Source organism: Pseudomonas sp. 21615526, assembly GCF_013386245.1.
Taxonomy (GTDB): domain Bacteria; phylum Pseudomonadota; class Gammaproteobacteria; order Pseudomonadales; family Pseudomonadaceae; genus Aquipseudomonas.
Map to the genome: position 1 here is coordinate 34,184 of NZ_JACAOM010000033.1, position 25,464 is coordinate 59,647.

At 56.3% G+C, this 25,464-nt stretch carries 30 protein-coding genes; 17 read left to right on the plus strand and 13 right to left on the minus strand.

Going from position 1 to position 25,464, the window contains the following annotated elements; genetic code table 11:
- Positions 1–424: 424 nt before the first annotated feature.
- Both fdxA and mutS read right to left on the minus strand, forming a co-directional pair.
- Positions 425–748, minus strand: a complete 324-nt coding sequence (fdxA, locus tag HX786_RS11860) for a ferredoxin FdxA (protein ID WP_003208688.1) — start codon at positions 746–748, stop codon at positions 425–427.
- Positions 749–890: 142 nt separating this feature from the next.
- Positions 891–3,470 (minus strand): DNA mismatch repair protein MutS, encoded by a 2,580-nt coding sequence (mutS, locus tag HX786_RS11865; protein WP_178912149.1) that lies wholly within the window; start codon positions 3,468–3,470, stop codon positions 891–893.
- A 406-nt stretch (positions 3,471–3,876) separates the two neighbouring features.
- Here mutS and HX786_RS11870 point away from each other — a divergent pair, with 406 nt between their 5' ends.
- Genes HX786_RS11870 through HX786_RS11880 form a run of 3 tightly spaced genes read left to right on the plus strand, consistent with a single transcriptional unit; the run spans position 3,877 to position 6,219 of the window.
- Complete coding sequence (locus tag HX786_RS11870; RefSeq protein WP_178912090.1) at positions 3,877–4,578, plus strand: hypothetical protein; 702 nt, start codon at positions 3,877–3,879, stop codon at positions 4,576–4,578.
- Positions 4,578–5,162 carry a hypothetical protein gene (locus tag HX786_RS11875; RefSeq protein WP_178912091.1) on the plus strand — a complete coding sequence of 195 codons (585 nt, stop codon included), beginning with the start codon at positions 4,578–4,580 and terminating at the stop codon, positions 5,160–5,162. The genes HX786_RS11870 and HX786_RS11875 overlap by 1 nt, the downstream gene beginning before the upstream one ends.
- A complete protein-coding gene (locus HX786_RS11880; protein ID WP_178912092.1) occupies positions 5,152–6,219 on the plus strand; it encodes an MBL fold metallo-hydrolase in 1,068 nt (355 codons plus the stop codon). Before HX786_RS11875 ends, HX786_RS11880 begins: the two co-directional genes overlap by 11 nt.
- Here the strand turns inward: HX786_RS11880 and HX786_RS11885 are convergent.
- The 9 genes from HX786_RS11885 to HX786_RS11925 form a co-directional block, all read right to left on the minus strand.
- On the minus strand, positions 6,203–7,450 hold the full coding sequence (locus tag HX786_RS11885; RefSeq protein WP_178912093.1) for a site-specific integrase: 1,248 nt from the start codon (positions 7,448–7,450) through the stop codon (positions 6,203–6,205). The two genes, HX786_RS11880 and HX786_RS11885, sit on opposite strands and share 17 nt — an antisense overlap.
- Positions 7,417–7,593: an excisionase gene (locus HX786_RS11890; RefSeq protein WP_256735285.1), complete on the minus strand. Its 177-nt coding sequence runs from the start codon at positions 7,591–7,593 to the stop codon at positions 7,417–7,419. Before HX786_RS11890 ends, HX786_RS11885 begins: the two co-directional genes overlap by 34 nt.
- 17 nt (positions 7,594–7,610) lie before the next feature.
- On the minus strand, positions 7,611–7,898 hold the full coding sequence (locus tag HX786_RS11895; protein ID WP_178912095.1) for a hypothetical protein: 288 nt from the start codon (positions 7,896–7,898) through the stop codon (positions 7,611–7,613).
- Complete coding sequence (locus tag HX786_RS11900) at positions 7,895–8,173, minus strand: hypothetical protein (protein WP_178912096.1); 279 nt, start codon at positions 8,171–8,173, stop codon at positions 7,895–7,897. Before HX786_RS11900 ends, HX786_RS11895 begins: the two co-directional genes overlap by 4 nt.
- A gap of 259 nt (positions 8,174–8,432) precedes the next feature.
- Positions 8,433–8,975 carry a phosphohydrolase gene (locus HX786_RS11905; protein ID WP_178912097.1) on the minus strand — a complete coding sequence of 181 codons (543 nt, stop codon included), beginning with the start codon at positions 8,973–8,975 and terminating at the stop codon, positions 8,433–8,435.
- Complete coding sequence (locus HX786_RS11910) at positions 8,972–9,370, minus strand: hypothetical protein (RefSeq protein ID WP_178912098.1); 399 nt, start codon at positions 9,368–9,370, stop codon at positions 8,972–8,974. Before HX786_RS11910 ends, HX786_RS11905 begins: the two co-directional genes overlap by 4 nt.
- Positions 9,371–9,428: 58 nt before the next feature.
- Positions 9,429–9,746 (minus strand): pyocin activator PrtN family protein, encoded by a 318-nt coding sequence (locus HX786_RS11915; RefSeq protein ID WP_178912099.1) that lies wholly within the window; start codon positions 9,744–9,746, stop codon positions 9,429–9,431.
- Between the two features lie 155 nt (positions 9,747–9,901).
- Entirely contained in the window at positions 9,902–10,186 is a 285-nt protein-coding gene (locus HX786_RS11920; protein WP_178912100.1) for a phage antirepressor KilAC domain-containing protein, read from the minus strand.
- Between the two features lie 9 nt (positions 10,187–10,195).
- Positions 10,196–10,786, minus strand: a complete 591-nt coding sequence (locus tag HX786_RS11925; RefSeq protein ID WP_178912101.1) for a hypothetical protein — start codon at positions 10,784–10,786, stop codon at positions 10,196–10,198.
- Between the two features lie 348 nt (positions 10,787–11,134).
- Here HX786_RS11925 and HX786_RS11930 point away from each other — a divergent pair, with 348 nt between their 5' ends.
- Positions 11,135–12,157, plus strand: a complete 1,023-nt coding sequence (locus tag HX786_RS11930) for a DUF2806 domain-containing protein (RefSeq protein ID WP_178912102.1) — start codon at positions 11,135–11,137, stop codon at positions 12,155–12,157.
- 28 nt (positions 12,158–12,185) lie between these two features.
- Here HX786_RS11930 and HX786_RS11935 read toward each other — a convergent pair whose 3' ends face one another.
- Entirely contained in the window at positions 12,186–12,911 is a 726-nt protein-coding gene (locus HX786_RS11935; protein ID WP_178912103.1) for a LexA family transcriptional regulator, read from the minus strand.
- Between the two features lie 78 nt (positions 12,912–12,989).
- Here HX786_RS11935 and HX786_RS11940 point away from each other — a divergent pair, with 78 nt between their 5' ends.
- The 6 genes from HX786_RS11940 (at position 12,990) to HX786_RS11965 (ending at position 17,724) form a co-directional block, all read left to right on the plus strand.
- Positions 12,990–13,250: a hypothetical protein gene (locus HX786_RS11940; RefSeq protein ID WP_178912104.1), complete on the plus strand. Its 261-nt coding sequence runs from the start codon at positions 12,990–12,992 to the stop codon at positions 13,248–13,250.
- Between the two features lie 328 nt (positions 13,251–13,578).
- The gene (locus HX786_RS11945; RefSeq protein WP_178912105.1) at positions 13,579–14,097 is read left to right on the plus strand and encodes a phage regulatory CII family protein; all 519 of its coding nucleotides are present in this window, start codon (positions 13,579–13,581) and stop codon (positions 14,095–14,097) included.
- The gene (locus HX786_RS11950; RefSeq protein WP_178912106.1) at positions 14,090–14,317 is read left to right on the plus strand and encodes a TraR/DksA family transcriptional regulator; all 228 of its coding nucleotides are present in this window, start codon (positions 14,090–14,092) and stop codon (positions 14,315–14,317) included. The genes HX786_RS11945 and HX786_RS11950 overlap by 8 nt, the downstream gene beginning before the upstream one ends.
- Complete coding sequence (locus tag HX786_RS11955) at positions 14,307–16,526, plus strand: VapE domain-containing protein (RefSeq protein WP_178912107.1); 2,220 nt, start codon at positions 14,307–14,309, stop codon at positions 16,524–16,526. Before HX786_RS11950 ends, HX786_RS11955 begins: the two co-directional genes overlap by 11 nt.
- The gene (locus HX786_RS11960; protein WP_043046668.1) at positions 16,519–16,884 is read left to right on the plus strand and encodes a hypothetical protein; all 366 of its coding nucleotides are present in this window, start codon (positions 16,519–16,521) and stop codon (positions 16,882–16,884) included. Before HX786_RS11955 ends, HX786_RS11960 begins: the two co-directional genes overlap by 8 nt.
- A 528-nt stretch (positions 16,885–17,412) precedes the next feature.
- Positions 17,413–17,724 carry a phage holin family protein gene (locus HX786_RS11965; protein ID WP_178912108.1) on the plus strand — a complete coding sequence of 104 codons (312 nt, stop codon included), beginning with the start codon at positions 17,413–17,415 and terminating at the stop codon, positions 17,722–17,724.
- Here HX786_RS11965 and HX786_RS11970 read toward each other — a convergent pair.
- Entirely contained in the window at positions 17,713–18,375 is a 663-nt protein-coding gene (locus HX786_RS11970) for a hypothetical protein (protein ID WP_178912109.1), read from the minus strand. The two genes, HX786_RS11965 and HX786_RS11970, sit on opposite strands and share 12 nt — an antisense overlap.
- 238 nt (positions 18,376–18,613) lie before the next feature.
- Between HX786_RS11970 and HX786_RS11975 the strand changes: the two genes are divergently transcribed.
- The 7 genes from HX786_RS11975 to HX786_RS12005 all read left to right on the plus strand — a co-directional run bounded on the left by HX786_RS11975 (position 18,614) and on the right by HX786_RS12005 (position 25,463).
- Positions 18,614–19,216 carry a terminase small subunit gene (locus HX786_RS11975; protein WP_178912110.1) on the plus strand — a complete coding sequence of 201 codons (603 nt, stop codon included), beginning with the start codon at positions 18,614–18,616 and terminating at the stop codon, positions 19,214–19,216.
- Between the two features lie 3 nt (positions 19,217–19,219).
- Complete coding sequence (locus tag HX786_RS11980) at positions 19,220–21,244, plus strand: phage terminase large subunit family protein (RefSeq protein WP_178912111.1); 2,025 nt, start codon at positions 19,220–19,222, stop codon at positions 21,242–21,244.
- 1 nt (position 21,245) lies between these two features.
- Positions 21,246–21,452, plus strand: a complete 207-nt coding sequence (locus HX786_RS11985; protein ID WP_178912112.1) for a phage head-tail joining protein — start codon at positions 21,246–21,248, stop codon at positions 21,450–21,452.
- Complete coding sequence (locus HX786_RS11990) at positions 21,452–22,933, plus strand: phage portal protein (protein ID WP_178912113.1); 1,482 nt, start codon at positions 21,452–21,454, stop codon at positions 22,931–22,933. Before HX786_RS11985 ends, HX786_RS11990 begins: the two co-directional genes overlap by 1 nt.
- Complete coding sequence (locus tag HX786_RS11995) at positions 22,930–24,069, plus strand: head maturation protease, ClpP-related (protein ID WP_178912114.1); 1,140 nt, start codon at positions 22,930–22,932, stop codon at positions 24,067–24,069. Before HX786_RS11990 ends, HX786_RS11995 begins: the two co-directional genes overlap by 4 nt.
- Positions 24,066–24,404, plus strand: a complete 339-nt coding sequence (locus tag HX786_RS12000; RefSeq protein WP_178912115.1) for a head decoration protein — start codon at positions 24,066–24,068, stop codon at positions 24,402–24,404. The genes HX786_RS11995 and HX786_RS12000 overlap by 4 nt, the downstream gene beginning before the upstream one ends.
- Positions 24,405–24,467: 63 nt before the next feature.
- Positions 24,468–25,463: a major capsid protein gene (locus tag HX786_RS12005; RefSeq protein WP_178912116.1), complete on the plus strand. Its 996-nt coding sequence runs from the start codon at positions 24,468–24,470 to the stop codon at positions 25,461–25,463.
- Position 25,464 lies beyond the last annotated feature (1 nt).

The window sequence follows — 25,464 nt, forward strand, 5'->3', positions numbered from 1 at the left end:
TTTACTCTTTTACGTAATTGCTGGTGTAAGCATTCACTTACTTTTTCGTAAGCGTTTGGGTTTTTTCGTCGGCGGGGGCGTCTTGAATTGATTACCTATATTTCTATCTTATTGAAATATAAAGACTATTTATTCGCGTTTGAGCGCGTGAATCGAAAACCCGGCGGGTTGGATCCCGTTGAACTTCCCCGTGAACTCTCTAAGATCAGCCCTGTGTCCACGGATTGACACAGTCATCAAGGAACGATGATTCAGGGAACCTCGCAGGATGCGATTCATCAGGACGATGAAAAGGAACACAGGGACTAGGGAAAAAATGTGGGCGGGTCATACCGCCCCTTTTTTTTGCCTGTAGAAAAGTGAAACCTGCCCCGCAGAAATGCAAAAAGGCCCGCAAGGGGCCTTTTGGAGGGCATCGACGCTATCAGCGTTCGAGGTCGGCAATCTTGCCTTTTTTGCCATCCCACTCTGCCGCATCCGGCATCGGGTCTTTGCGCTCAGTGATATTCGGCCAGATTTCCGCCAGCTCAACGTTCAACTGAATAAATTCCTGCATCTCTGCCGGGACTTCGTCCTCGGAGAAAATAGCGACGGCCGGGCATTCTGGTTCACACAGGGCGCAGTCAATGCACTCGTCCGGGTGGATGACCAGGAAATTCGGGCCTTCGTAGAAGCAGTCCACCGGACACACTTCTACGCAGTCGGTGTACTTGCACTTGATGCAGTTGTCGGTGACGACGAAGGTCATTTCTAATTTTCTCCTCAGGCGGCGGCAGCGAAACCCTTTGTGGCAGGGCTCGCGAGGTTCGGGAGCGATAGTCTGCAGGCCAGGCTAAAAGCCCGCAGCATCCCAAACCGCGCGAGAGTCTACCAGCTTGCAAGCGTCTGCGTTATATCCGAGTCTTCAGTGCATATAACATTTCGAGCGCTTTTCGCGGCGTCACCTCATCCAGGTCAAGCTTAGCCAACTCATCCAGTACCGGATGAGGCAGGCTGGCGAACATGTCGCTCTGGTGCGGCGCGCTGGGTTTGTTGCTGGCCTTGGCCGGGCTGGCCACGGGAATCTCATGGGGCAGCGCGGTTTCTTCCAGGCGGCTCAGGTGCTCGCGAGCACGGGTAATCACCTCGGCCGGCACCCCCGCCAGTTGCGCCACGGCCAGGCCGTAACTTTGGCTTGCCGGGCCGGGCAGCACGTGGTGCAGGAACACGATGCGCTCGTTGTGCTCGGTGGCATTGAGGTGCACGTTGGCTACCAACGGCTCGTTTTCCGGCAGCACGGTCAGTTCGAAGTAGTGCGTCGCGAACAGCGTATATGCCCGCAGGTGCGCCAGACGCTCGGCCGCCGCCCACGCCAGGGACAGCCCGTCGAAGGTGCTGGTGCCGCGGCCCACTTCGTCCATCAGCACCAGGCTGCGTTCGGTGGCGTTGTGCAGGATGTTGGCGGTTTCGCTCATTTCCACCATAAAGGTCGAACGGCCGCCGGCCAGGTCATCGCTGGAACCGATCCGGGTGAAGATGCGGTCCACCAGTGACAATTCGCAGCTTGCCGCCGGCACGAAGCTGCCGATATGCGCCAGCAGCACGATCAACGCGGTCTGACGCATGTAGGTGGATTTACCGCCCATGTTCGGACCGGTGATCACCAGCATCCGGGTATCGTCGTCCAGCGACAGGTCGTTGGCGACGAACGGCGTGGTCAACACCTGCTCCACCACCGGGTGGCGACCTTGCACGATGCGCATGCACGGCTCGCTGACAAAGCGCGGGCAGTTCAGGTCAAGGTTCAGGGCACGCTCGGCCAGGTTGCTCAGTACATCCAGCTCGGCCAGGGCGGCTGCGGTGTCCTGCAACGGCGCAAGCTTGTCGATCAGGCTTTCGAGTAAGGCTTCGTAGAGCATTTTCTCCCGGGCCAGGGCGCGGCTTTTGGCCGACAGCGCCTTGTCTTCGAATTCTTTAAGCTCCGGAGTGATAAAGCGCTCGGCACCCTTGAGGGTCTGGCGGCGCTGGTAATCGATCGGCGCCTGCTCGGCCTGCTTGCTTGGCAACTCGATAAAGTAGCCGTGCACGCGGTTGTAGCCGACTTTCAGGTTGGCCAGGCCGGTGCGGGCTTTTTCACGGGCTTCCAGGTCAATCAGGAACTGCCCGGCGTTCTCGCTCAGGGATTGCAGCTCATCCAACTCGGTGTCGTAACCGGTCTTCAACACGCCACCGTCACGGATGATCGCGGGCGGGTTGTCGATGATGGCTTTTTCCAGCAGCGCCGCCAGTTCCGGGTAGGTGCCGGTGGTGACTGCCAGCTGCTGCAGGTGCGGTGCTTCCAGTTCGGTCATCGCCGCTTGCAGTTGCGGCAGGGCGCCGAGGGCATCGCGCAGGCGTGCCAGGTCGCGGGGCCGCGCATTACGCAGGCCGATCCGCGCCAGGATCCGCTCGATATCGCCGATTTCCTTGAGCTGCGGTTGCAGCTTTTCAAAGCGGTAGCGGTCGAGCAGGCAGGTAATAGAGGTTTGGCGGGCTTGCAGCACGGTCAAATCCCGCAGCGGGCGGTTCAACCAGCGGGTGAGCAAGCGGCTGCCCATGGCGGTCTGGCAACGGTCGACCACCGATTGCAGGGTGTTGTCGCGCCCGCCGGCCAGGTTGGTGTCCAGTTCCAGGTTGCGACGGCTGGCGCCATCCAGCACCACGGTGTCGTCCAGGCGTTCATGACGCAGGCTGCGCAAATGCGGCAGGGCAGTGCGCTGGGTTTCCTTGGCATAGCTGAGCAGGCAACCGGCGGCGCCGATGGCCAGGGTCAGGGTTTCGCAACCGAAGCCCTTGAGGTCTTGCACGGAGAATTGCTGGCACAGGCTTTTCAGCGCCGAATCACGCTCGAAATCCCACGGCGCACGACGCTTGGTCCCACGGCGACGTTCCGCCGGCAGGTCCTTTGGCCAGTCGTCCGGGATCATCAACTCCACCGGGTTGACGCGCTCAAGCTCCGCCAGCAGATTCTCCCAGCCCTTGATCTCCAGCACCGTGAAGTTGCCACTGGTGATATCCAGGACTGCCAGGCCGAACAGGCGTTCGTCCCCCAGTACTGCCGCGATCAGGTTGTCGCGACGCTCATCCAGCAGCGCCTCATCACTCACAGTACCCGGCGTAATGATGCGCACCACCTGGCGTTCCACCGGGCCCTTGCTGGTGGCCGGGTCGCCGATCTGCTCACAGATCACCACCGACTCGCCCAGCTTCACCAGCTTGACCAGGTAACCTTCCAACGAATGATATGGAATCCCGCACATCGGAATTGACTGCCCGGCCGACTGCCCGCGCGCGGTCAGGGTGATGTCCAGCAACTTGGCCGCCTTCTTCGCGTCTTCATAGAAGATCTCGTAGAAATCGCCCATGCGGTAGAACATCAACTGATCAGGGTGCTGGTTTTTCAGGCGCCAGTACTGCTGCATCATCGGGGTGTGGGAGGACAAATCTGAAATTGCTTTATTCATCAGTATGTTAGAAGAAATCTATTGGGTGACTGGGGCAGAAATGGGGCTTTAGTAAGCATGTTTAAGCCCCGAACGAAATTCTGAGCTAGGGTAACATTGGAAAAAGACGGGGATGTAATCAAGGTTGCTTGTTCTGATTGAAATGGCTTTCGGTAATAGGATAATATTTTTCGATGATGGCCCATTGATATCAATCGAGGCGTGCTAGAGTCCCACGCTAGCCTGATTTCAGGCGGTTTTTCCGTGTCTGGTGACAGGGGCGATAGGCCATAAAAGCCAATGAGGATGGATCCTCGATATGGATTGTGGTCGATTTTAGGTTTTGTCGTCGAAGGATGAGTGTCGCGGGTCGGAGTGATCCGAATTTTATCAATCCCCTTTTGGATACGTGGAAATGGAGCAGTTAGACGTCAAACAAAGAGAGTCGAGTATCGTGCTAGTCGGTGAATTTGACCCGCTAGTAATGACTCCTCACTGGTTTGCCAAACAGGGAATGATTCCTCAAGAGGATATAGACGAGAACTTAGCAATTGAGTTGGTCTATAAAGATCTGACCAAGTTTTCTCTTGCTAATATTCAGGTCGAAATCCAATGCACAACCTTGATATTGCGTTCGGATCATCCTTCCTTTGATTACAGAATCCATGATCTTGCTTTAAGTATTTTGTCTGCTCTAAAAGACAGTAAGGTCCGAGCAGTTGGTTTGAATCAGTATGCGGATGTCCATTTTGATAGTTTGGATTCCTGGCATAGTGTGGGTAATTTGATAACACCAAAAGATATTTGGTTTAATGCTATGCCCGACTCTGAACGAATCGGAATGGCAAATGTGCAGATGCAAATAATGAAGCCTAAGGGTGAGCAAGGGCTATATAACGTCACGGTGGGTTGGTTGGAAACTCCTAAGGCGATTAGGTTCTCAATAAATAATCACTATGATTCTAAGCAGTCTTCTTCTTCAGTAAAGCAAAAAGCCGGGCGTTCTGGTGCTTTTGATCCAATCGCTATTATTACCGCTTGCTGGCAGCAGACTTTAGATTTTCATGAACATCTCATTCTCTCTCTCTTGTCCCAAGCGAAGCTGGAGATTAAGTAATGGCCCAGGTAAACATGTCGATCCCTGAAACGGCACTCGCTGACCCTTTTGAATACTTTCTAAAAAGGGAAGCTAGTGTCGGCGTGAGGCGTTATCGAGAGTTGAATGTTGTGAAGCCTCTTCGAAAAGACGTTTCATCCATTGACTATGTACCTAGTGCTGTCTCTGCTCGTGAGGTGGGTGATATGCGTGTTATCAGAGCGCCTGAATCCGCTATTAAAAAAACCTCGGTTTGGTCTGAAATTAACCAGACTTGGGAGGGCCGAGTTATCGAAAACTCTCCAGGCTCGAGAGAGTTTGTTGCCATCATCTCTGATAGGACTTGTAAGTCAAATCCAGATGAAGAGGTTGTGATCGGTTATGAAAGTGTTATCGAGTCTGATTTAGACTTGATATCTGAAGGTGCAGTATTTTTCTGGAATATAGGCAAGTATCGCAAGTACTCAGAGAAAAGCGGTAAGGTCGGTCCGGCTGTTAATAAGTATGAGCTTAGATTTAGGAGGCTCCCTCCTGTGTCTGCCGAAACTATTGAACATATAAAAACTTTGAGCAAAGGATTGTCCAAAATAATTCATGGCCATTAATTTTCAGCCGCCTGCAGTTGCTGAACTCGAAGTATCCCTATTTGGGCCAGGAACAGGTGAGTGTATTGTCGCTCACCTGGGTGAGAATGAGTGGATGGTGGTAGATTCCTGCACTGTGGAAAATAAGGTTCCTGTTGCTTTAGATTATTTGACTAAGCTGGGAGTAAGTGCGGACCGCGTAAAGCTTATTGTGATCACTCATTTTCACGATGACCATATCGCAGGGGCTAGTGCTTTAATCGAGGCTTGCACTTCAGCAGAGGTTTTTATTTCCGGTGCATTGACTCATGAAGAGTCAATTTCTTATTCTTTGGCTCACGCGCTAGATGACGTCCTCGTAGATAAAGCAAAACCTAGTACTTACGAGATAGCTAAGATTATCAGGTCAGTAGAAGTGGGCGATCGGCATATTGAGTTTGTCGGTGCTAACCAGGTGTTGTATAGGAAGAACAATGTTCTTGTCCATTCACTTTCTCCGTCAAGCAGAGCGATTGCTCAGTCTAGGCTATTGTTTGCGGATCGGCTTTTAAAGGTTGAGACGGATTTTAGAAAGCTAGCTAATAAGCTACATCCTAATTTGTGCGCGATCGCGTTACATATTTGTAACGGCGTTGACACGATTTTGCTAGGGTCTGATTTGGAAGTGTCGAATGATCCAGCTTTGGGGTGGGAGGCTGTTGTTCTGAATGCAAAGAAACCTATTACCACAGCGGCCGTTTTCAAGGTGCCTCACCATGGTTCGCAGAACGGGCACTCAGAAGATGTTGTAAAATCAATGCTTCGGGAAAAGCCTATTTCAATTTTGACAACTTTTGATAGATCTTCCTTGCCCCGCGAGGAAGATATATTGAGGATAAAGTCTTACTCCGACAGTCTGTATTTTACATCTCTTCCCAAGGTGCGTGCTCCAGTTCGAAGTCGAGCAGTTGAAGAAAATATCTTGCTAGTCGTTAAATCTCGACGTGTTGTAACTAAAGATATGGGGCATATTCAGGTTAGGATGTTGAACGGTGTTTCCACAGTTCTGCTAAATACCCATGCTAGTGCGGCAGCCTAGCCTTCAAAGCGCACCATATGCGCTGAATCTCAGTTGGAGATTCATCATCCATCCATTTGGCATAGACTTCCACCAGCATAGTGAAGTCTTTATGCCCCATCTGTTTGGCGATGAACGCTAGATTGCCGCGAGCGGACAGACACCAGCAGGCATAGGTGTGGCGGGTTTGGTAAGGCCTACGTGGTCGAATCCCTGATCTCTTTTGCACCGCTGCCCATTTGGTATTCCAGGCGGTTGGCACATACCAGAAATTGATAATTTTCTTCCGTGCCTGGGTAATCGGAGACAGCAGTGGGGTGACCTTTTCGTGCCGGCTCTCATGTCTATTCTGGAACACTTCGATAGATCGCTGGGGGTGATCCGCAACAAGCGACATCAGGACTTTGCATGCTTCGATTGCTGGCGGCATCAAAAGTACTGAGCGCGGTTTACCTGTTTTAGGCAGCTTGAACGTACCATTGGCGGTAATTGCCCGTGTGATGTTTATTTTTCCGCCCTCTAGGTCAATGTCCTCTACCGCTAGTGCACATAGTTCACCTGGTCGAAGTCCTGTGAAAACTGCCAAGGTAATCGCTGCTGAGTCCTGCCTGTGGAGGCAGCCATTGGTTACCATCAGTTCGAATTCTTCACGCGTGAGTGGATCCGGTTCCTGACCCTGCATGGCAAACCGATTGCAGGCTGCTGACAAGCCCTTGCGGCAATATCCATTAGTCTCGCACCAAGCCAAGAAGCCAGCGAACGTCGCCAAGTAGTGGTTGACAGTCGACGGCGCTCGATCTGCGATCAGCAAGGTCCTCAGTAACTGGATGTCCTCGGGCAGTAAAACACCGGTAAGACGATCAATTCCGACCAAGGCGGTGCAGATGTCTAAGGCGTATCCGTATTTCTCCTCCGTCATCGGCGTGATGTCGACAGCCTTCAACGGCTTGTATCGCTGTAGCAACGTCCCAAGCCTTTCGTCCTTGGGGCTGCTGTAGTTGGTCGCGTGCTTCGAGTTAGGAAAATGCCGGCCATAGTCAAAGTGGCCGGTTTTGATCTCATGAAGAATCGCCGCCCTTAATAGGGCGGCGTGTTTGATGTTGGCTTTGGTGATCGGCAGGCCTAGGGATTCGCGGCAGCGTATACGCTGCCACATGAACACGACGCGTAGATTGCCGCCATGTATCTCAATCCCCTTGTGTTTTGCCAGCTCGGTTTCTAGGCCGCTTCCTGAGGTGCGCTCTCGGCCCACTTGTCATACTCCGTCAAATTGATTGCGATTCGTCCGTCCGGTGTCTTGCGCCAAACACGACCTTGAGCCCAGGTGCCGTTCTTCACTTTGTGGCGGATGGCATCTTCGCTATAGCCCGTCAGTTCAGAGGCGCGGCTGATCATTACCCATCGAGGAAGACTCATTGAGTGGCATCCTGTGTGGTGTTTAGACTTGGGCTTTCGTTACAGAACCCCTGAATGCGTAACGCATCAATCTCTTTTTCTAGTGCCTCTTCTCGGGCTAACGATTTGGAGTGTCTGACTTTGAGAAGATCAAGCTCCTCTCTCAGCGAAATTTCACGGCGATGTGCGGCATCACGCTGCTCGATTGAATTCCCAAATGACGTTGTGAGTAAGTAGTCCTTGTCTCGGATTGCGTCTAGAAACGCATCTGGAGGGGCATAGAGAACTATGGTCATTTCGCTCATGAACTCGCCTTCGTCCACGGTCCAGGTACGCGAGCAGGTTTTTGTTTCTTTTGGAAGGCATCCAGTTCTTTCGTTCGCAGCTTTCGGGCGTTGTTCAAAAGTACGAAAAGACGGTCACGTTCCGCGCTTTTTATGGCTTTAAAATCAGCACTGGCGGCTAGATATCCGACGAAAAAATGCTCAGCTCGCAGAAGCTCATCCTTTGTTTCAGCCGTCCTGACGCTCGATGCCATGTAACGCAGGTACCAATAATCAACTCCAACATGTCTGGTCATAGAGGGCTCCAGGCAATCTGGTGAGAGAGCGTATACCCCACGGCAGGCTTCGCGAGCGGGCGTTTCCGAGCGTTTAGCGTTGCATCAGCAAGCGCTGCCCCGCGCAGCTTTTCGTGGGGTATAAGTACCCCAGCAGTGGCGCTGGAAGGAGCAATAATGCCTGCTGCTTCGCAGCAGAGACTGTTTGTTTCTAGCGTGTCGACGCCACCTGCTGCGCGGAGCAAAGCGGGCAAGGAATTGGGGTGGTCCTGGCGGTTTATCATGCCGCTTTCCTCCGGTGTTCTATAGCGAGTTGGTCCATCAGTCGTTGGTGGTAGGTGAGTCGGGCTTCTGCGGCAGGCCATGGGCGGATGGTTTCAACCATAGGTTCGATGCCGACCAAACAATCCCAGGTAGCCGGATCGGTTGGCATGAGGTCGCGGCGCTCGGTGGCCAGCGCAATCAGGTCAGCCTGGTGTATGCATGCGGGTGGATCGAAGGCCAGGTCGAAGCGCTCACAGATGCGCCCCCACACGACGTCCTCAAATCCTCGGTAGTCGGGCATCCACTGTTTGAGTGGCCGGGTCATATCGCCCAGGTACGCCTCGGTCGCATCGTGGAGTAGGGCCGCCAACATGTGTTCTTCCGGCACCAACTCGGCGACGATGCAGCTGTGTTGTGCCACGCTGTAAAACTCGCGGGTGTGGCCGTTGAAGCGACACAGGTGTGCCAGCGAGTGCGATATGTCCCGTGGGTCGATCATGTCGGCGTCTGGCTCATACACGTTGAAGTGCTTGCCGGTGAAGGTGAGGATGAAGTTCATGCTGCATCCTCCAAGGTGAATGGGTCCATCAGGGCAGCCATGCTCAGTGCCTTGTCACGTAGGGCAAGTGCTTGCGTTGCCTGGCTCTCGGATCTCACTGCTCGGAAGGTGTCAGCCGCAAGCTTGAGCTTTTCGGCAATGGCCAATAGGGTAAGTCGATCTTGTGGTTGCAGATCCAAGATAAGTTGTAGGCGCCGGCATCGTTCGCTGACTTGCTCAACTTCGATAGAGCCTACTGACTCGCCTTGGTCCATCCCTTCCATAAAGCCCTGAGCGTGGCCATTGTCATAGCCCTCGGCTCGACCATCCGTTAAGCCGCCCTTGTAGCCGACCCAGTAGAGGATCCCAAGTGCGATTACGATGCTGATCAATGCGCAGATTTGAATTGAAGTCATGTGGTGTGCTCCTGGTGGTTTTGTTGGCTGGTGGTGGCAGCCGTTGGGTTAACTGGTATTACTCGGTTGATTCTATTTCTGGACGCGGCATGTCTTCATCGGCTCGGTAAGCGCGGATGTCGATCAAGACGGCGACATGCTTGATGTGGGCATACCGCAATGCCTTGACGCTGTGATCCAGGGTGGTCACCGGCAGCTGAATACGGCCGCTGTTGATCGCCTCTGTGAACGTCTTTTCGTTGAGGTTCTTGAAGTAATGCACGCGCAGCTTTTCTAGGGGGATAAGCACGTCGCCGAAGAGTTGATGCAGCATCTCGACGGTCGCGCTATCTGGTGCGGGTTGCAGCCGCAGTGGTGTTTGACTGGTGTTGCTCATGGGGCTCGGCCTCCTGGCGGTTGAGTCGTGATGGATGTTTCCAGGCATTCAGGCAATGGCGCTTAGTCAGCTCCCGCAGATGCTCCGGCACTTCGAGGAGCGCGGCGTTGCGCTCCTCGCGTGTGCGCATGGCGACGATCTGGCGGGCGTACTCCCTAGGCCACGTCACGGTTGTCTGCCGGGGTGGCTGGCAGTTCGAGTCCCAGTTGCTCAGCGAGCCAGGGCATGCCGGCCTGCCGGACCTTGGTCGATTGGCTGTACTGCATGCCGGCGGTCTCGTGGTACCAGTTGCCGTTCTTGATCCGCAGGTATTCATGGTCACGGACGGGGAAGGCCGGCAGGTTACGGTCGTTGAGCAAGCCCTTTTCACGCATGAGCGCAATCAGCTTGGGACGGGTGATGCCGAAGTACCTGGCGGCTTTTTCTAGACTACGTTCCATTTCGGCCTCCTACGCTGCATGCGCGGCAGGTGTAGCTGCTGCGGCCAAGTGGTTGATGGATTCCACGATCATGCCGTACAGCTCGACGTCGGTCCCGTACACGGTGAAGCACTTGGTGCGCGGCGACTTCACGCCGATACCCATGATGGTGGTGATGCCGGAGCGGGTTTTGTTGCGGTGAATCGCCAGGTAGATGGGCAGCTCGAAGCCTAGGTCGAGACTGATCGACCCGCCGGTGCGCACCAGCTCGAACACTTGCTGCTTGTGTTCAACATCGAACGCGCCATAGCGGCGGTTAGCGTGGAGAGCCGGCGGTGATTCAGGCAGTGCGGTGGGATCGGCCGGGCCACTGGCAATTTCTTCGATGAAGTCGGCCAGCTTGAGGTGCATTTTTTTGCTGTTGGTTAGGGTCAGTGTGTGGCGTTCGCTGCCCAGCTCAACGGTGAAGTGCGTGTCAGCTTTGCTGCGTTCGACTTTCAATCGGAAAGCCAGCACATCGCGCCGTGGTGTGGTGCGCAACGTATGGTTGAAAGTCTCGCTGAGGTTGACCTGGGCATGCAGCAGGGCAAGGGTGCGGTTGTCGAGTTTGAACTTGCTCATGCTGCGTGCCCTCCGCCTTTCGGATCGAAAGGTGCGGGTGCGGTTCGCTGTTTCAGCTTGGGTCTGGACGAGATGAAGGTGCAGCCGCAATCTTGCGCCAGGCGGCGGATTTCAAAGATGCGGGAGGGGTTCGCAGCGGCCGGATGGACGTGCAGGGTGGCAGTGGTGTGCATGGTATTGCCTCGCTCTGTGGTGGAAGAGTGAGGTAAATATCAACCAGTGGTTGCGTTATGTCAACAACCACAGGTTGATGTTTTCGCGCCGCATATGAAATATGCAAATATATGTAGTGGATCTGGCATCACCATAAGCAAGCAAACGCTTGAAGAATATCGGGGGTAAGCGCTGATGGATTGGCCTGGCGAAAAGCTTGTTGTACGTATGTGGGAAACTCTCGCAGAGAAGGGTATCGGCGGGTGGCTGCGGCCTGGTCAGATTCGTCGGGAGGGTATGGCAGGAATAGAGTTAAAGCGCGCTGAGCTTCTAGCGCTAGCACAAGCTGAACGAGAAGCCCATGAAATAAAGCTAGGCATAAAGAATGCCTCTGACTTTCCCCTGAAATTAAAGTTTGCCAGTATCGAGCGCATAGCAGATGCAGATAAGCGTGTTGAGCCTACTATAGAGGCAATAGATGTTACAGGGTTAATCGAGTCCTCCTATCATAGATCAGGGCACGACTTTGCTCGTAAAGAAATAAACGTGGCAAAAGCAATTCTTCATGCCGAAGAAAAATTGATTGAGGACACCCAGGAAGCAACGAGTGATAGCGTTGATGATGACTGGCTATATCGTTGGAGAGATTATGCTGGTGATGTAGGCTCTGATGATATGCAGCGATTATGGGGGCGGCTGCTGGCCGGCGAAGTTAAAAAGCCAGGAACATATTCGTTGCGTTGTTTAGAGTTTTTAAGAAGTCTTGATCAAGCTGATGCAAAATTAATAGAGCAAATTTCAAATTTCGCGATCGAGAGCATGATTTGGAAAGATATCGATGACGAAGGACCCTTGCCCTTCCCACGATTAATGGAGTTAGACGATTTAGGTATACTTTCAGGCGTCATAGCTGGCGGAGTGACTAGAACATATTTATCTGCAACTAAAGCAGGTGGTGGGTGGATCCGTTTGATGATGTCTCACAACAAATGTCTAGTTATTAAGCACGATGATCCAGAAGCGAAGCTAGAAATAGAGGGCTACGTATTCACAAGTTTAGGAAGGCAGCTGCTTTCTTTGGGAAGCTTTAACAGTGATGTTGAATACCTGAAAAAAGTAGGTTCTAAAGTAGCTGCAAAAGGGTTTAGAGTGACAGTGGCGGACTATAATGTTGAAGGTGAGAATGTTAGATATTTTAATGGAGAAAGTGTTAGTTAAGAAGCGGGGTTAGTAGGTTTGAGTTGGCTTACTCAGGGATGAAAGAGCCAACCACTTTTCCGCATATGTGAGTCTCTTCTGTTATATCTATTATTGGGTACTGAGGGTTAATAGGTCTTAGGAACTGCCGTCCAGCGTCTTCTACTAGTATTTTGAATGTCGCTTCATTGGTTCGCGGCACTCTAGCAATTACCCGATCTCCTGTCTTTGTTTCGGCCTCTGGGTCGACGAAGATAATGCAGCCTGTAGGATAGCTACGGCCTGGGCCGGGGTTTGTCATTGAATCTCCGAGCACCTTTAGTGCATATCCGCTTCCACTAATTGCAACGGGGCAAGATAGCCAAGTTTCACCGTCATGTTGTTCGAAGTTCGCTTCACACCAAGCTCCGGCTTGCACCCAAGAAATTAGCGGCACCTTCCCGAAACGCTCTGTTACTTCGCGTACGTTGCTGTCATACGAGCTTTTGATGTGATGCACATTATTTTCCCCAATCTGTTTTTTGGGTAACACGCCGTACTCCAGCCACTCCCGTCGGACGTTCAGCCATGAGCACAGCGCAGTCATACTGTCCGCCTCAGCGATGGCATCTCCATTCAACCATTTGCTTACCGCCTGAGGGGTTTTGTCGACCCCAATGCTCTTCAAATGCTTGTGAACATCCGCCCCACGCCCCCGGGTGCGTACACCGGCATCGTCAAGTGCTTCATGAAGGCGCGCCGTGAAAGCTGCCCGTAGCTCGTTCTTATCAACCATGAGTTGATACTCTCACAGGGGTTGCGCAATAGTCAGTTGATGTTAATATCAACCGCGAGTTGATAAATGGAGGTTGCCATGTTGGACCCCGCAGATTTTCCGAACGCCATCGCGTTTGCATTTGAAGCAGTAGGCGGCATTGGTGCCGCCGCCAAGGTGTGTGAAAGGAGCTATCAGGCGCTCAATAAATGGCGTTTGGCTGCCAGTCTTCCCCGCACCGATTACACCGGTGAAACCCAATACGCCTCGCTTTTGGCGATCGCTGCAAAGCAGAAGGGCAACGCATTTGACGCTGCCTGGTTGCTCACCGCATCGGCTCCGCAGAAAGCTGCAGCGTAGATAGAAAAAAGGCGACCCAAGGGCCGCCCAGTTCCTCCCGGCACACACCACCACAGTGCTGTCGGGTCGCGATAAAGAGTTGCGGGCACACCACATGCAAACCACCTCTCTTTGCCGCGCTACCAAGACACGGATGCCTTGGGTTGCTGCCTTTTCCACCACAGATTGGGCAGCTGTTGCGCCAGAGGTGAACAACGGATTGTTCGCCTCGGCACGGTGCCGGTTCGATCCCTAGATCTAGCCGGCGTTTTGGGCCCTTTCAAGCCACGCGGCAAATGTATCACCACTGCATGTCGCGGGGCACTGGCAACTTTGTAGGAGTAATGCCATGAGCCGAATAGCTTTAAGCTGTGTTGATCGAGCGCAAAGGGAAGTCCTGACGCTCGAATTAGCTCTCTACCACGCCGCACGGGACTATCCCGGCGGTGCCGCCGCAATCGCCGCCACCACCGGCCGTAATGCCACTACGCTACAGCACAAGCTGTCTCCCACCCATCCATCTCACACCGTGAACATTCAGGAGTTCGGCGAGATCCTCGAACTGACCAAGGACCGCCGCATTCTTGATGCGGTGCATGCCCTGGTCGGCGATACCACATGGCAGGAGCTGGCTGAAACCTATACCAGTGACATGCCCGAGACTCTCACCACGGGTATTGCCTCGTACTTCCGTCAGGTGGCTAATTTGGCTGATACGTGGGCCAAGAGCATTGGCGACGGTGTCGTCAGTGATCAGGAGCTGGCCGAGATTCGCCTGCAGGTGTTTCGCGGTATTCAGGGGCTGCTGGGGATGTTCAACCGCGCCAAATACGTCAACCAGACTACGCGGGGTACCGACCGTGGCTGACGTTATCGATTTTGCCAACGATCTTGTGCAAGAGCGGATGGATCAGGCGCTCGCGGCGCGCAATGCGAATAAAACGGTTACCGCTGCACATTCGTTCATGTTCTGCGAAAGCTGCGACACGCCGATCCCGTTGGCACGCCGTGTTGCGATCCCTGGTTGCACCCAGTGTGTGACCTGCCAGTCCATCGACGAAGCCAGGAAGGCCCGCCATGCTCGATGAGGTACTCAGTCAATTCTCTGATTACGGCTTGGAGCCTGATCAACCCTTGGTGTTCGGCAAGCTGACCCGTTGCAAAACCTCCCAGGACAAGGGCAAGGAAAAAAACGGCTGGTACGTGGTCCACGAGCATGTCACCGAGAAAAACGTAACGTTGATCTTCGGCAGCTTCGGCGATTGGCGATCAGGTGAGTCTCAGAAGATTAAGGTCAAGGCCGGTCGGATGAGCCCCGAGGAGCGCGAAGTCATGCGCGCTCGGCAAGAGGAAGCCAAGCGCAAGGCTGCCGAGGTCGCGGCCAACGCCTCCCGTCGAGCGGCCAGCCGTGCAGCAGCTCTGTTCAAGCGCATGCCTGAAAAGGGTAAAAGCGCTTACCTGGATCGAAAGCAGATCGTCGGATTCAAAGTTCGCTATGCGCCACGTACTGGCGCATTTTTGGTGCCTATGTGCAACGTGCGCGACCAGGTCGTCGGCGTGCAGGTGATCTTCCCGGCAAAGCAGGTGGACACTGGGCGTGACAAGGCCTACTGGCCCTACGGCATGTCGAAAGAGGGCGCCTTTCATTTGATCGGTCCGCACCCTGAGCCGGGTGAGCCGGTGCTGGTGTGTGAGGGCTACGCCACGGGCGCAAGCCTGCACATGGCGACTTCGCTCACTGTCGCCATCGCCTTCGATGCGGGCAACCTGCTGCCTGTCTCCAAGGCCATGCGCGAGCGCTTCCCTGGCTGTCCACTTATCATCTGCCGGGACGACGACTGGAAAACCAAGCGTCCCAATGGTGACCCCTGGAACCCCGGCGAAGAGAAAGCCAACAACGCCGCGCTGGTCGTCGGTGGTCAGGTGGTTGCCCCGATGTTCTCCGGCGAGCGTGAGATCAAGTGGACCGACTTCAACGACCTGCACGTCGCCGAGGGGTTGGAGGCCGTCCGCCGCCAGGTGCTTGCGGTGGTCAAGCCTCCTGCAGCGGGTGGCTGGAAGGATCAACTGGCCCGCACCGAAAATGGCTCCCTGATCGCGCACATGCAAAACGTCGAGCTGATCCTGGGCAATGACGAACGCTGGGCAGGCGTCATCGGCTACAGCGTGTTCAGCTCCAAGATCGTTAAGCTGCGGTCTGCGCCCTTCGGCGGCGGTGCTGGTGACTGGGCAGACATCGACGACATGCGAGTGATGAAGTGGCTCGCGCAGCAATACAACCTGCGGGTCAAAGCCTCCCATGTGATCGAGGCGGTCAGCGTGGTTGCCCACGACCACGCCTTCCACCCGGTGCGTGAGTACCTGGAGAAGCTGGAATGGGATCGCGTGCCACGCATTGAAACCTGGCTGACCGACGTGCTGGGCGTCCAGGCCAGTGAGTACTCGGCCAAAGTCGGTAAGCGCTGGCTCATCTCAGCGGTTGCCCGTGTGATGCGTCCAGGCTGCAAGGCAGACTCGGTGATGATCCTCGAAGGCGGGCAGGGCGCCGGTAAGTCCACGGCCATGGGCGTGCTCGGTGGCGAGTGGTTCATGGACACGCCCTTTGCCCTCGGCGACAAGGACAGCTTCCAGGCGATTCGCGGCAAATGGATCGTCGAACTGGGGGAACTGGACAGTTTCAACAAGGCTGAAAGCACCAAGGCCAAACAGTTCTTCTCTGCGTCCACCGACACCTACCGCGAGAGCTACGGCCGCAGAACGAATGACGTGCCACGCCAGTGTGTTTTCGTGGGCACCACCAACCAAGAGGAATACCTCAAGGACGCCACGGGTAACCGTCGTTACTGGCCGGTGTTTTGCAACAAGGTCGATCTGGAGCAACTGCGCGAGATACGCGATCAGCTATGGGCTGAGGCGCTGTTCTGCTTTGAAGCGGGCGACATCTGGTGGGTGAATAAGGACGAATCCAAGATGTTCGCCGAGGCCCAAGACGAGCGCTTTGTGGTGGATGAATGGGAAGGGCCAATCCTGGCCTGGATGGAAGAGTCGCAGATCGGCGAAACCGCAACCGGCAACGAGATTCTGACCCAGGCGCTTAAGCTCGACTTCGGCCATTGGGGCAAGCCTGAGCAGATGCGGGTCGGGGCGATCATGCACCGGTTGGGCTGGCGCAAGCGGCGTATGCCTGCGCTGCCAAAAAGCGGCGTGCGGCCATGGGCCTATGAAAAGCCTGCGGGATGGGGGCGTGCGTCTGCGTTGCAGCAGGCGGTGATCGAGGAGCCTTGCTTCGATGATTAAGCGAATCGACGAGATGCTCAAACTATGGGCGCAGGATCTGCATTCGCCTGTGCCGGACGGTGCTGGCGGGCCGAGTGGCGGCAACATGATCGCCATGCTGATGGAGTGCAAAGGTGAGTTGATACGCGGCACGCGTGGAAGTCGGGTCCTCCTGGATGAATCGGCGGATATCGAGCTGATCGTCAACAAACACTTGGCGCCTGAGCTGGCCCTGGTGGTGATGGAACACTACTGCAACCACGAGAGCTTCCTCTCACAGAAAATGCTTCATTGCGGTTGCAGCGCGCCAACCTATTACCGTCGGTTACACGATGCCCATGTATCCATCGCCGGCATGCTGATGGGGAAGGCTGCATGATCCTCCGCGTCACTCCGCGTACCTCTGTCCTACTGTCCCGCCTTGTCCGACTGCCATTTTGCGCAGTTGGACAGGCGCAGGCCGCGCCGTTTCTGGGCTGTCCTACTGTCCAACCTTTACCAGCCCCACGCACACATGAGCGTAGCGGGCACGTAGTCGCGCCCATGGCGCGCACGCGTGCTTTTAACTTTCTCTCTATACACAAGAGAAAAGTAAAAAAAGGTAGGACAGTAGGGCAGAGCCCCGTATTTAGGCGCCTGTAGCTGTCCTACTCTGATCCAGAATAGTGGGACAAGTAAGACAGGGCACCAGAAGCGATAGCCGATTGAATGCGTTGTCCCTGCGTTGCACCTGCGTCATACCCATATGGCACCCGTATTGCGCCATGGCATTAAAACCTGCTTGCTGCCATGATAATCCACCTGTAAAAAGTACCCATCTTCGATAGGTGCGACCGCAAGCAGCGGGACACACCACCACACTGAACCCGGCCATTGCGCCGGGTTTTTGCGTTTATGGGGTAGGGCGATGACGAACGAGCAGCAAGCGCTTATTGATATGCCGATATGGATGGTGATCGTGCTGTCGCTGGTCGGCGGCATATCCGGCGAAGCATGGCGGGCCGACAAAGCGGGGGTAAGTGGCTGGTCCTTGATTCGCCGCTTGCTCCTTCGATCCGGGGCCTGCGTGGTTTGCGGGCTTTCCACCATGATGTTGCTGCACGCTTCGGGCATGTCGGTCCTGGCGGCAGGGAGCATTGGATGCCTCACCGCGATGGCTGGCGCAGACGTCGCCATCGGGCTGTATGAGCGCTGGGCCGCTAAGCGACTAGGCGTCTGACTTAGGTCCGGCGCTAGAGGACTGTTGTTCGCAGGTTAAGGTAAAAGTGGCAATAGGCGGTGCAATTTTAATTAATCGTAGTTTGCATGTGCCAGTTGGGGATTTGATAGTTCGATCATTTCCGACGGACAGGTAATCGGAATCGTTGTTAATGGTTATGGTTACTGACGACGGATACACACTAGCTACACCTAACGCAACACGGTTTTTTACTAGCTCTTCACTCTCACCGCCCCTGAGAGTGATTTCTTTTCTGGGCAGCGACATAAGGCTTAGCTCGTTACTCAGTCGGGATGAGTATTCTGCTAGTTCGGACTTTTCGTCAGTCAACTTTTTGACTGCGGCAGTAAGTTTGTTATTTTCTTTTTCTAGTTCTCGGTTCTTGATGTTTGTATTTTCAATGTCTTGCATTGTTGTTAGCTGTTTGTCTAGTTTTTCACTTACAGCTTTCATGCTTTTTATGGTTTCGGGGACTTTCCACTCGCTAGCTTCTTTGCGGGAGGCAATTTCATTTTTGAGTGAGTCAAGGTAGTCCATGCGATTCAGCCATGTGAGACCTGCAATAGCACAGCCTACTGCGGCCAAGGCCACGGCGATCAGCCAAACTCTCTTCCAGGTGATTTCAACTTGTGCGGGGAGTAGAAATGACATTGGGCTCTAATCTTGTATTGGTTTGAGGTTAAAGTGCCAGCATATAGGAGGAGGGAGCTAAATGCATTCGGGGAACAGGTATGCGCGCTCATAGTATCGGGGACCCTGGCGGTATTCGAGGGACACGGGGCATGAAACCCGCGGGAAAGCGTTAGCGGATGGGCTGCCAGCTTACTGAAATTCAATCCATTGAAATTGAAAGGTTTCCATTGAAAAGCCGTTGAAAAAGGGGGGGCTTATGACGGAGCCATTGTTCCTGTCTAAAAGCGCTTTCGCGGCTCGCATCGGCAGGACGCCGAGTTACATCACGTGGCTCAAAGGCAACAACCGCCTGGTGCTGGCGCCGGATGGCAAACAAGTTGACGTGCTGGCGACTGAAGCGCTGATCCGCGAAACCGCCGACCCCAGCAAGGCCGCCGTCGCGGCTCGACACCAACAGGACCGGATCCAGCGTGACGTTTACAGCCAACTGTCCCCCCTGGTCGAGCCGACTAACACGGCTGCGCCGCAGCAACCTATTGCTGTCGGCGCCAAGGGCCACGACTTCCAGAAGGCTCGCGCCATGCGCGAACACAACCTGGCGCAACTGGCCGAGATCGAACTGCACAAGGCACAAGGCTCGTTGGTGTCCAGGGATGCTGTCGAGCTGGGGGCATACAACGCCGGGCGCCATCTGCGTGACCAGTTGTTTGGTCTGCTGCCCCAGCTGTCCCACAAGCTGGCCGTGATGACCGACCCATGGGATATCGAAAAACACCTGACGGCGATACTCCGTAAATCACTGGAAGAGGCTGAGCGCATGTCCTCGTCCGACCTTGAACGAGCTATGACAGCGAGCTGACCTATGACCACGGAATTTCCTGACGGGGACCGTGCGTACCGTGAGGCGTATTTCCGTGGACTGCGACCCGACCCTGACCTCTGGATTGACGAGTGGGCTGACGAGTACATGCGCATCCCGCGAGACACTGGTGCGCCTGAGCCCGGCCAGTATCGGACCGAGCGCACGCCTTACGCTCGCGAGCCTATGCGCTGCCTGTCGCCGGCCCACCCGTGCCGACGCGTGGTCACCATGGTGGCCTCGCAGCTGATGAAAACGCAGATCGCCTTGAACTGGATGGGCGGCCTGATCCACATGGCGCCGTCCAACATCCTGGCGCTGTTGCCCAGCCTGAGCCTGTCCAAGCGGGTCTCCGGGCGGATCAGCAAGACGATCAAGGCCACCCCGGAACTGGCGAAGCGTGTAGCGGCCAGCCGCTCACGGGATGCCCGCAACACCATGGACACCAAGGAGTTCGAGGGTGGCGCCCTGTACGTCACCACGGCGGGCTCTGCGGCCAACTTGTCGGAGCTGTCGGCGCGCTACATCTACGGCGATGAGGTCGACCGTTGGGAAAACGATGTCGGCCAGGAAGGTGACCCCATCGTGCTGGCGGAGACGCGGGCGACCAACTTCGGCCGCAACGCAAAGATCTACTTCTCCAGCTCGCCCACGATTAAAGGCGCCTCGCGGATCTCGGACCTGTTCGAGTCCAGCGACCAGCGTTACTACTACGTGCCATGCCCCACCTGCGGGCACATGCAGGTGCTGGAGTGGGAGCGGCTGCTCTACAGCAAGGACTACAGCACGGTTCACTACCAGTGCGCGGCGCCTGAATGTGACGTGCTGATTGAGGAGCACCACAAGACTGACATGCTCGCCCGTGGCGAGTGGCGTGCCCATGGCAGCGGTGATGGCAAGACGGTGGGCTTTCACCTCAACGCCCTGTACTCACCGATTGGTTGGAAGGACTGGCCCTCGCTGGCCGAGGAGTTCGAAGACGCAAAGAAGGCCCAGGCCAAGGGTGACATGGGCCTGATGCAGGTGTTCTACAACACCCGTCTCGCCAAGGTCTGGGACAGCGCGCAAGAGCAGACCAAGGCCGAAGTGCTGGTCGCTCGTGCGCGACTGGAGACCTACACCCTCGGCAGCATGCCGGTGGGCGTGCTGATGTTGACCGGCGCCGTCGACGTCCAGGCCAACCGCCTGGAGCTGATGGTGATGGGCTTCGGTGTCGGCATGGAACGTTGGGTGGTCGACCACCAGGTGATCTGGGGGGACCCTGCCGATGAGCGCACCTGGGCGGTGTTGGACGAAAAACTCAAGGTTCGATATCGGCACCCGTGCGGTGTCGCGTTGGCGATCCTGGCGACGGGCGTCGACTCCGGCGGTCACCACACCGACGAGGTGTACCAGTTCTGCCGTGTGCGGCGTTGGCGCAACATCTTCGCCATTAAGGGCGCGAGCAAGCCCGGCAAACCGGTGATTGCTCAACGACCGTCCATGGTCGATGTGACATGGAAGGGTCAGACCGAACGTGGCGGCGCCGAGCTGTGGTTTGTCGGTACCGACACCGCGAAGGACTGGATCTACAACCGCTACGCCTTCGAGGACGGTCCCGGTTCGCTGCATTTTGCCAATGACCTGCCGGACGAGTTCTTCGCCCAGTGCGTGGCCGAGCGCAAGGTCGCCCGGTACGTCAAAGGCTACAAGCGTATCGAGTGGGTCAAGGGCAAGGCCGAGCGCAACGAAGCGCTCGACCTGATGGTGTACTGCCTGGCGATGGCGCATTACCTGGGCATTAACCGCTACCAGGAACACGACTGGGAGCGGGTACGCCAAGCGCTGGCTCAGTCCGGTTTGTTCGACGATGTGTTGGGCGTCAAGCCCGTACAAGGCGAGCGCCTCGACGCTGACGAAATACCAGCACCGGTTGCGGCGCGTCAGTCGCTCCCTGCACCGCCACCTGCAGCGCCTGTGGCCCAACCGCGACCCGCTGCACCCCCACAACGCCGCAGCTCCACCAGCGGTTACCTGAAGAGACGCTGATATGTCGTTTACCTCGAAGCACCTCGAAGTCATCGAGCGCGCTATCGCACGCGGTGAAAAGACCGTGCGCTACAGCGACCGCACGGTGGAGTACCGCTCCATCGACGAACTGCTCAAGGCTCGTGACGAGATCCGCACGTCGCTGAGTCAAGCCGCCGGGCCGCGCTCTCGCGTGATCCGGCTCACCCACGGAGGCAAAGGACTCTAATGGCCCGACATTATCCGACGCTAACCCGTAACGGATTCTTGCTGCCGTCGAACATCAAGGCCAGTTACGAAGGCGCCGGTGAGGGCCGACGTTCGGCCAGTTGGGAAGCCTCCGACAACGGCATCAACAGCATCAATACCCCGGCCCTGCGCAATCTACGTGCGCGTTCGCGGGCGGCGGTGCGCAATGACCCGTACGCGTTCAACGTCATCGACAAACGCGTCAGCAACTTGATTGGCACCGGCATCACGCCCAGGCCGACCACGGACGACGACGAGCTGCGCAAGCTCAAGCAGCAGCTGTGGGATGACTGGGTGGATGAGGCGGACGCCGATGAGCTGACCGACTTCTACGGCATGCAGGCTCTGGTGGCGCGCACCGTTGAAACGGCCGGTGAATGCTTTGTGCGATTGCGACCCCGCAGCCCGAGCGAAGGTTTGGCTGTGCCGCTGCAATTGCAGGCGCTGGCCCCTGAATTTGTCCCTCACGATAAATTCGAGATGGCCAAAAACGGCAACGTGATCCGCGCCGGTATCGAGTTCAACCCGGCGGGCAAGCGGGTGGCGTATTACATGTACCTGTCGCATCCCCGCGACTCGTCGTCGTTGAACGCTGGCTACAACCAGTTGGTGCGCGTACCGGCAACACAGGTGCTGCACATCTTCGAACCGATGGAGCCTGGGCAACTGCGTGGCGTGCCGCGCTTGGCGCCGGTATTGAAGCGCTTGCGTAGCCTGGACAATTACGACGACGCGGTGCTGTTCCGTCAGGAAGTGGCGAACTTGTTCGCGGGGTTCATAAAGCGTCCCGCACCGGAGGCTATGCAGCAGCCTCGCGATCCCACTACTGGTATGCCATTGAACCTTGACCGTGACGGCTTCACGCCGATGGTCGCCCTTGAGCCCGGCACCATGCAGGAGCTGGGGCCAGGTGAAGAGGTGGAGTTCTCCAAGCCACCGGATGCCGGCAACAACTATCCGGACTTCATGCGGCAGCAACTGATGGCTGCAGCGGCGGGTTCTGGTACGCCTTACGAGATACTCACCGGTGACATGCGGGAGGTCAACGACCGTGCGCTGCGGGTCGTACTCAACGAGTTCCGGCGGCGTCTGGAGCAGCTGCAATTCGGCGTGTATGTGCATCAGCTATGTCGCCCGGTTCGGGCCGCCTGGATGGACATGGCGGTGTTGTCGGGTGCCCTGGTACTGCCGGATTACGCGCAACGTCGACGCGAATATTTGCGCACGCGTTGGGTGCCGCAGGGATGGGCCTACATCCAGCCGGTGCAGGACGTGCAGGCGCGGCGGATGGAAGTGCAGGCGGGCTTTGCTTCACGTAGCGAGATGGTGCTGCGTACCGGCTACGACGCGGAAACGGTCGACACGGAAAACGCTGCGGATCTAGCCAGGGCCACGCACCTCGGACTCAACTACACGACTCTTGAAGCCATCGAGACGATTGATGACAAGGAACAACCATGAGCAAAAAAGCCAAGTCCCGCGTTTATGACAAAGCGGGCAAGCAGGTAAAGGTCGCTGATAAGAGCTGGTACACCTTCCAGGCCAGTGGCGAAGCCGAACAGCGCAACATCGAGATCTTCGTCTACGGCGAGATCGGCGCCTGGGGCGTCACCGCCAATCAGTTCGTGCAGGACCTTCGCGCCATGGATGATGGCGTGTCGCCGGTGATCGTTGCATTCAACAGCATCGGTGGCGATCTGTTCGATGGTCTGGCGATCCACAACGCGCTGTCGCGCCTGGGTGAGCGCTGCACCGGCCGTATTGACGCCCTGGCTGCCAGCGCGGCCAGTGTCGCGGTGTGCGGCGCTCACCGGGTAGTGATCGCGGCCAACGCCATGTTGATGATTCACAACCCTTACACCTTCACCGGTGGGGACGCTGAAGACTTCCGCCGTGTCGCCGATGTGCTGGACCAGACCCTGGAAGCGATCATCGCGGCCTACAAAGCTAAGGCACCGGACATTGACGAGGCCGAACTGCGGCGCATGGTTAATGCTGAAACCTGGCTCACCGCAAATGAGGCTGTGGCCTTGGGCCTTGCTGATGAGGTGGGTGACGGCCTGAAGGTTAGCGCCTGTCTCGGCCAGGGCATTGTATTGCAGCGTTTCCAGCATACCCCGCCTGAGCTGCTCGCCCAGCTCGATGAAGAGCCAGAGGTGGAGCTGCCAGAGCCGAACGATCCACCGGCGCCGGTTCCCGTGCTGGACGCGGCAAAACTGGCGCTGATGGTCACGCAAGGTTGCGCAGCAGCAGGCATCAGCAACCTGGTGGAACCGCTGCTCGCCGCCACCAAGCTCGAAAGCGAAGCGGTGATCCAGGCCGCCCTGACCAATGCAAAAGCGCTGCATGGCCTCTGCGTTGCGGCGCGGCTGCCAGAGCTGACCGGCGAATTTATCACCGCTGGCCTGGACGAAGCCGCAGTCCGTGCGCGGTTGTTCGACAAGCTGGTAAGCAGCGGCGGCACTTTTGAAATCAACAGCAGCCTGCCGCTGGACAATGACCCCGTACCGGTCAAGGCCAAGCAGGTTGATCCCCAAGCAATTTGGAGCAGTCGTCAGGCGGCTCAGAATGGAAAACCGAAAGGAGAAAGGGCATGAAAATTGAATTGATGCACGCGGGCGAATTCGTGCTGTCCGAAGGCAACGGCAACATTTCCCGCGAAGCGATCAACGTCGCTGCAGGTGCCGCCCTGGAGCCGGGCCAGATCCTTGGCCTGGTCACCGCGACCAGCGAGTTCGCGCCATACCAGCCGACCGCCGAGGACGGCACTGAAAACGCCATAGCTATCCTCTACGGCCCGCTGAGCGAGTCTGATGTTGTTCGGCGAGGTCGTGCCATCGTGCGCCTGGCCGAGGTCAGCGAAGCGCATTTGACCAGCCTTGATCCCGCCGCTGAAAAAGCGCTGGGCGTCAATCACATCATCGTCCGCTAAGGCGACAACCCCCGTTTATCCATCCCGCCAAGTGCGGGATTTTTCGTTTCTGGAGAGTACCCCATGGCCGATATCGCCATTTTTGAAGACGATGCGTTCACCGTCGCCTCGCTGACCGCTGCAATCAACGAACAGGAATACCTGCCGGGCCGCATCAGCAGCCTCGGCCTGTTCCGCGAAGAAGGCATCACTACCCTGACTGTTCAGATTGAAAAGGACGGCGACACCCTGGCCTTGGTACCGGCAGGTGAGCGCGGCACCTCGGGCTTGGTAGTCGGTGCGACTAAGCGCACCCTGATCCCATTCAACACCGTGCACCTGCCGGAGCGCTTCACCATCAAGGCTGATGAGATCCAGGGCATCCGTGCCTTCGGTACGCGCACTGAGTTGCAGTCGGTGCAGGATGTGGTCAATAAACGTCTGGCCAAGGCCCGTCGTCAGTTGGACGCCACTCACGAGTTTCAGCGCATGGGCGCATTGAATGGGCAGGTTCTGGACGCCGATGGCAAAACGGTTCTCTTGGACATCTATAAGTCTTTCGGGGTGAGCCGCAAGAAGCTGCCGATGGAGTTGAACAATCCTGATACAAAGGTCCGTGTCAAATGTGGCGTGGCGCTGGATATGCAGGAAGAGGCGTTGGGAAGCGTCACCAGCTCCGGTTCCCGTGCGTTCTGTGGCAAGAACTTCTGGAACAAGCTCATTGCTCACAAGTCGGTAGAAGACACCTATCTCAACACCTTGCAGGCCGCTGCATTACGCGGTGATGCCCGTGAAAGCTTCGAGTTCGGCGGGATCGTCTGGGAGCGCTACCGTGGCAAGGTCGCTGGTATTTCGTTTGTCCACGACGACAAGGCGTTGCTGATTCCCGAGGGCGTGCCGGATTTGTATATCTCGACCTTCGCGCCGGCGGATTATATGGAAACGGTCAACACCGAAGGCATTCCGTATTACAGCAAGATCGAGCCGCTGCCGTTCAACAAAGGTATGGCCGGTGAAGCCCAGTCCAACCCGCTGCACCTGTGCACCCGGCCCCTGGCGCAGATCCTTCTGGAACTCTGAT

What these genes read in the sequence shown, in the direction of transcription:
- HX786_RS11900 (WP_178912096.1), bottom strand. Translation starts at nt 8,173, where the DNA reads ATGACCAGACATGTTGGAGTTGATTATTGGTACCTGCGTTACATGGCA.
- HX786_RS12000 (WP_178912115.1), top strand. Translation starts at nt 24,066, where the DNA reads ATGAAAATTGAATTGATGCACGCGGGCGAATTCGTGCTGTCCGAAGGC.
- HX786_RS11905 (WP_178912097.1), bottom strand. Translation starts at nt 8,975, where the DNA reads ATGAACTTCATCCTCACCTTCACCGGCAAGCACTTCAACGTGTATGAG.
- HX786_RS11920 (WP_178912100.1), bottom strand. Translation starts at nt 10,186, where the DNA reads ATGGAACGTAGTCTAGAAAAAGCCGCCAGGTACTTCGGCATCACCCGT.
- HX786_RS11945 (WP_178912105.1), top strand. Translation starts at nt 13,579, where the DNA reads ATGAGCCGAATAGCTTTAAGCTGTGTTGATCGAGCGCAAAGGGAAGTC.
- HX786_RS11995 (WP_178912114.1), top strand. Translation starts at nt 22,930, where the DNA reads ATGAGCAAAAAAGCCAAGTCCCGCGTTTATGACAAAGCGGGCAAGCAG.
- HX786_RS11980 (WP_178912111.1), top strand. Translation starts at nt 19,220, where the DNA reads ATGACCACGGAATTTCCTGACGGGGACCGTGCGTACCGTGAGGCGTAT.
- HX786_RS11910 (WP_178912098.1), bottom strand. Translation starts at nt 9,370, where the DNA reads ATGACTTCAATTCAAATCTGCGCATTGATCAGCATCGTAATCGCACTT.
- HX786_RS11985 (WP_178912112.1), top strand. Translation starts at nt 21,246, where the DNA reads ATGTCGTTTACCTCGAAGCACCTCGAAGTCATCGAGCGCGCTATCGCA.
- HX786_RS11895 (WP_178912095.1), bottom strand. Translation starts at nt 7,898, where the DNA reads ATGAGCGAAATGACCATAGTTCTCTATGCCCCTCCAGATGCGTTTCTA.
- HX786_RS11930 (WP_178912102.1), top strand. Translation starts at nt 11,135, where the DNA reads ATGGATTGGCCTGGCGAAAAGCTTGTTGTACGTATGTGGGAAACTCTC.
- HX786_RS11965 (WP_178912108.1), top strand. Translation starts at nt 17,413, where the DNA reads ATGACGAACGAGCAGCAAGCGCTTATTGATATGCCGATATGGATGGTG.
- HX786_RS11970 (WP_178912109.1), bottom strand. Translation starts at nt 18,375, where the DNA reads ATGTCATTTCTACTCCCCGCACAAGTTGAAATCACCTGGAAGAGAGTT.
- HX786_RS11935 (WP_178912103.1), bottom strand. Translation starts at nt 12,911, where the DNA reads ATGGTTGATAAGAACGAGCTACGGGCAGCTTTCACGGCGCGCCTTCAT.
- HX786_RS12005 (WP_178912116.1), top strand. Translation starts at nt 24,468, where the DNA reads ATGGCCGATATCGCCATTTTTGAAGACGATGCGTTCACCGTCGCCTCG.
- HX786_RS11870 (WP_178912090.1), top strand. Translation starts at nt 3,877, where the DNA reads ATGGAGCAGTTAGACGTCAAACAAAGAGAGTCGAGTATCGTGCTAGTC.
- HX786_RS11955 (WP_178912107.1), top strand. Translation starts at nt 14,307, where the DNA reads ATGCTCGATGAGGTACTCAGTCAATTCTCTGATTACGGCTTGGAGCCT.
- HX786_RS11890 (WP_256735285.1), bottom strand. Translation starts at nt 7,593, where the DNA reads ATGATCAGCCGCGCCTCTGAACTGACGGGCTATAGCGAAGATGCCATC.
- HX786_RS11940 (WP_178912104.1), top strand. Translation starts at nt 12,990, where the DNA reads ATGTTGGACCCCGCAGATTTTCCGAACGCCATCGCGTTTGCATTTGAA.
- HX786_RS11875 (WP_178912091.1), top strand. Translation starts at nt 4,578, where the DNA reads ATGGCCCAGGTAAACATGTCGATCCCTGAAACGGCACTCGCTGACCCT.
- HX786_RS11975 (WP_178912110.1), top strand. Translation starts at nt 18,614, where the DNA reads ATGACGGAGCCATTGTTCCTGTCTAAAAGCGCTTTCGCGGCTCGCATC.
- fdxA (WP_003208688.1), bottom strand. Translation starts at nt 748, where the DNA reads ATGACCTTCGTCGTCACCGACAACTGCATCAAGTGCAAGTACACCGAC.
- HX786_RS11915 (WP_178912099.1), bottom strand. Translation starts at nt 9,746, where the DNA reads ATGAGCAACACCAGTCAAACACCACTGCGGCTGCAACCCGCACCAGAT.
- HX786_RS11990 (WP_178912113.1), top strand. Translation starts at nt 21,452, where the DNA reads ATGGCCCGACATTATCCGACGCTAACCCGTAACGGATTCTTGCTGCCG.
- HX786_RS11880 (WP_178912092.1), top strand. Translation starts at nt 5,152, where the DNA reads ATGGCCATTAATTTTCAGCCGCCTGCAGTTGCTGAACTCGAAGTATCC.
- HX786_RS11960 (WP_043046668.1), top strand. Translation starts at nt 16,519, where the DNA reads ATGATTAAGCGAATCGACGAGATGCTCAAACTATGGGCGCAGGATCTG.
- HX786_RS11925 (WP_178912101.1), bottom strand. Translation starts at nt 10,786, where the DNA reads ATGAGCAAGTTCAAACTCGACAACCGCACCCTTGCCCTGCTGCATGCC.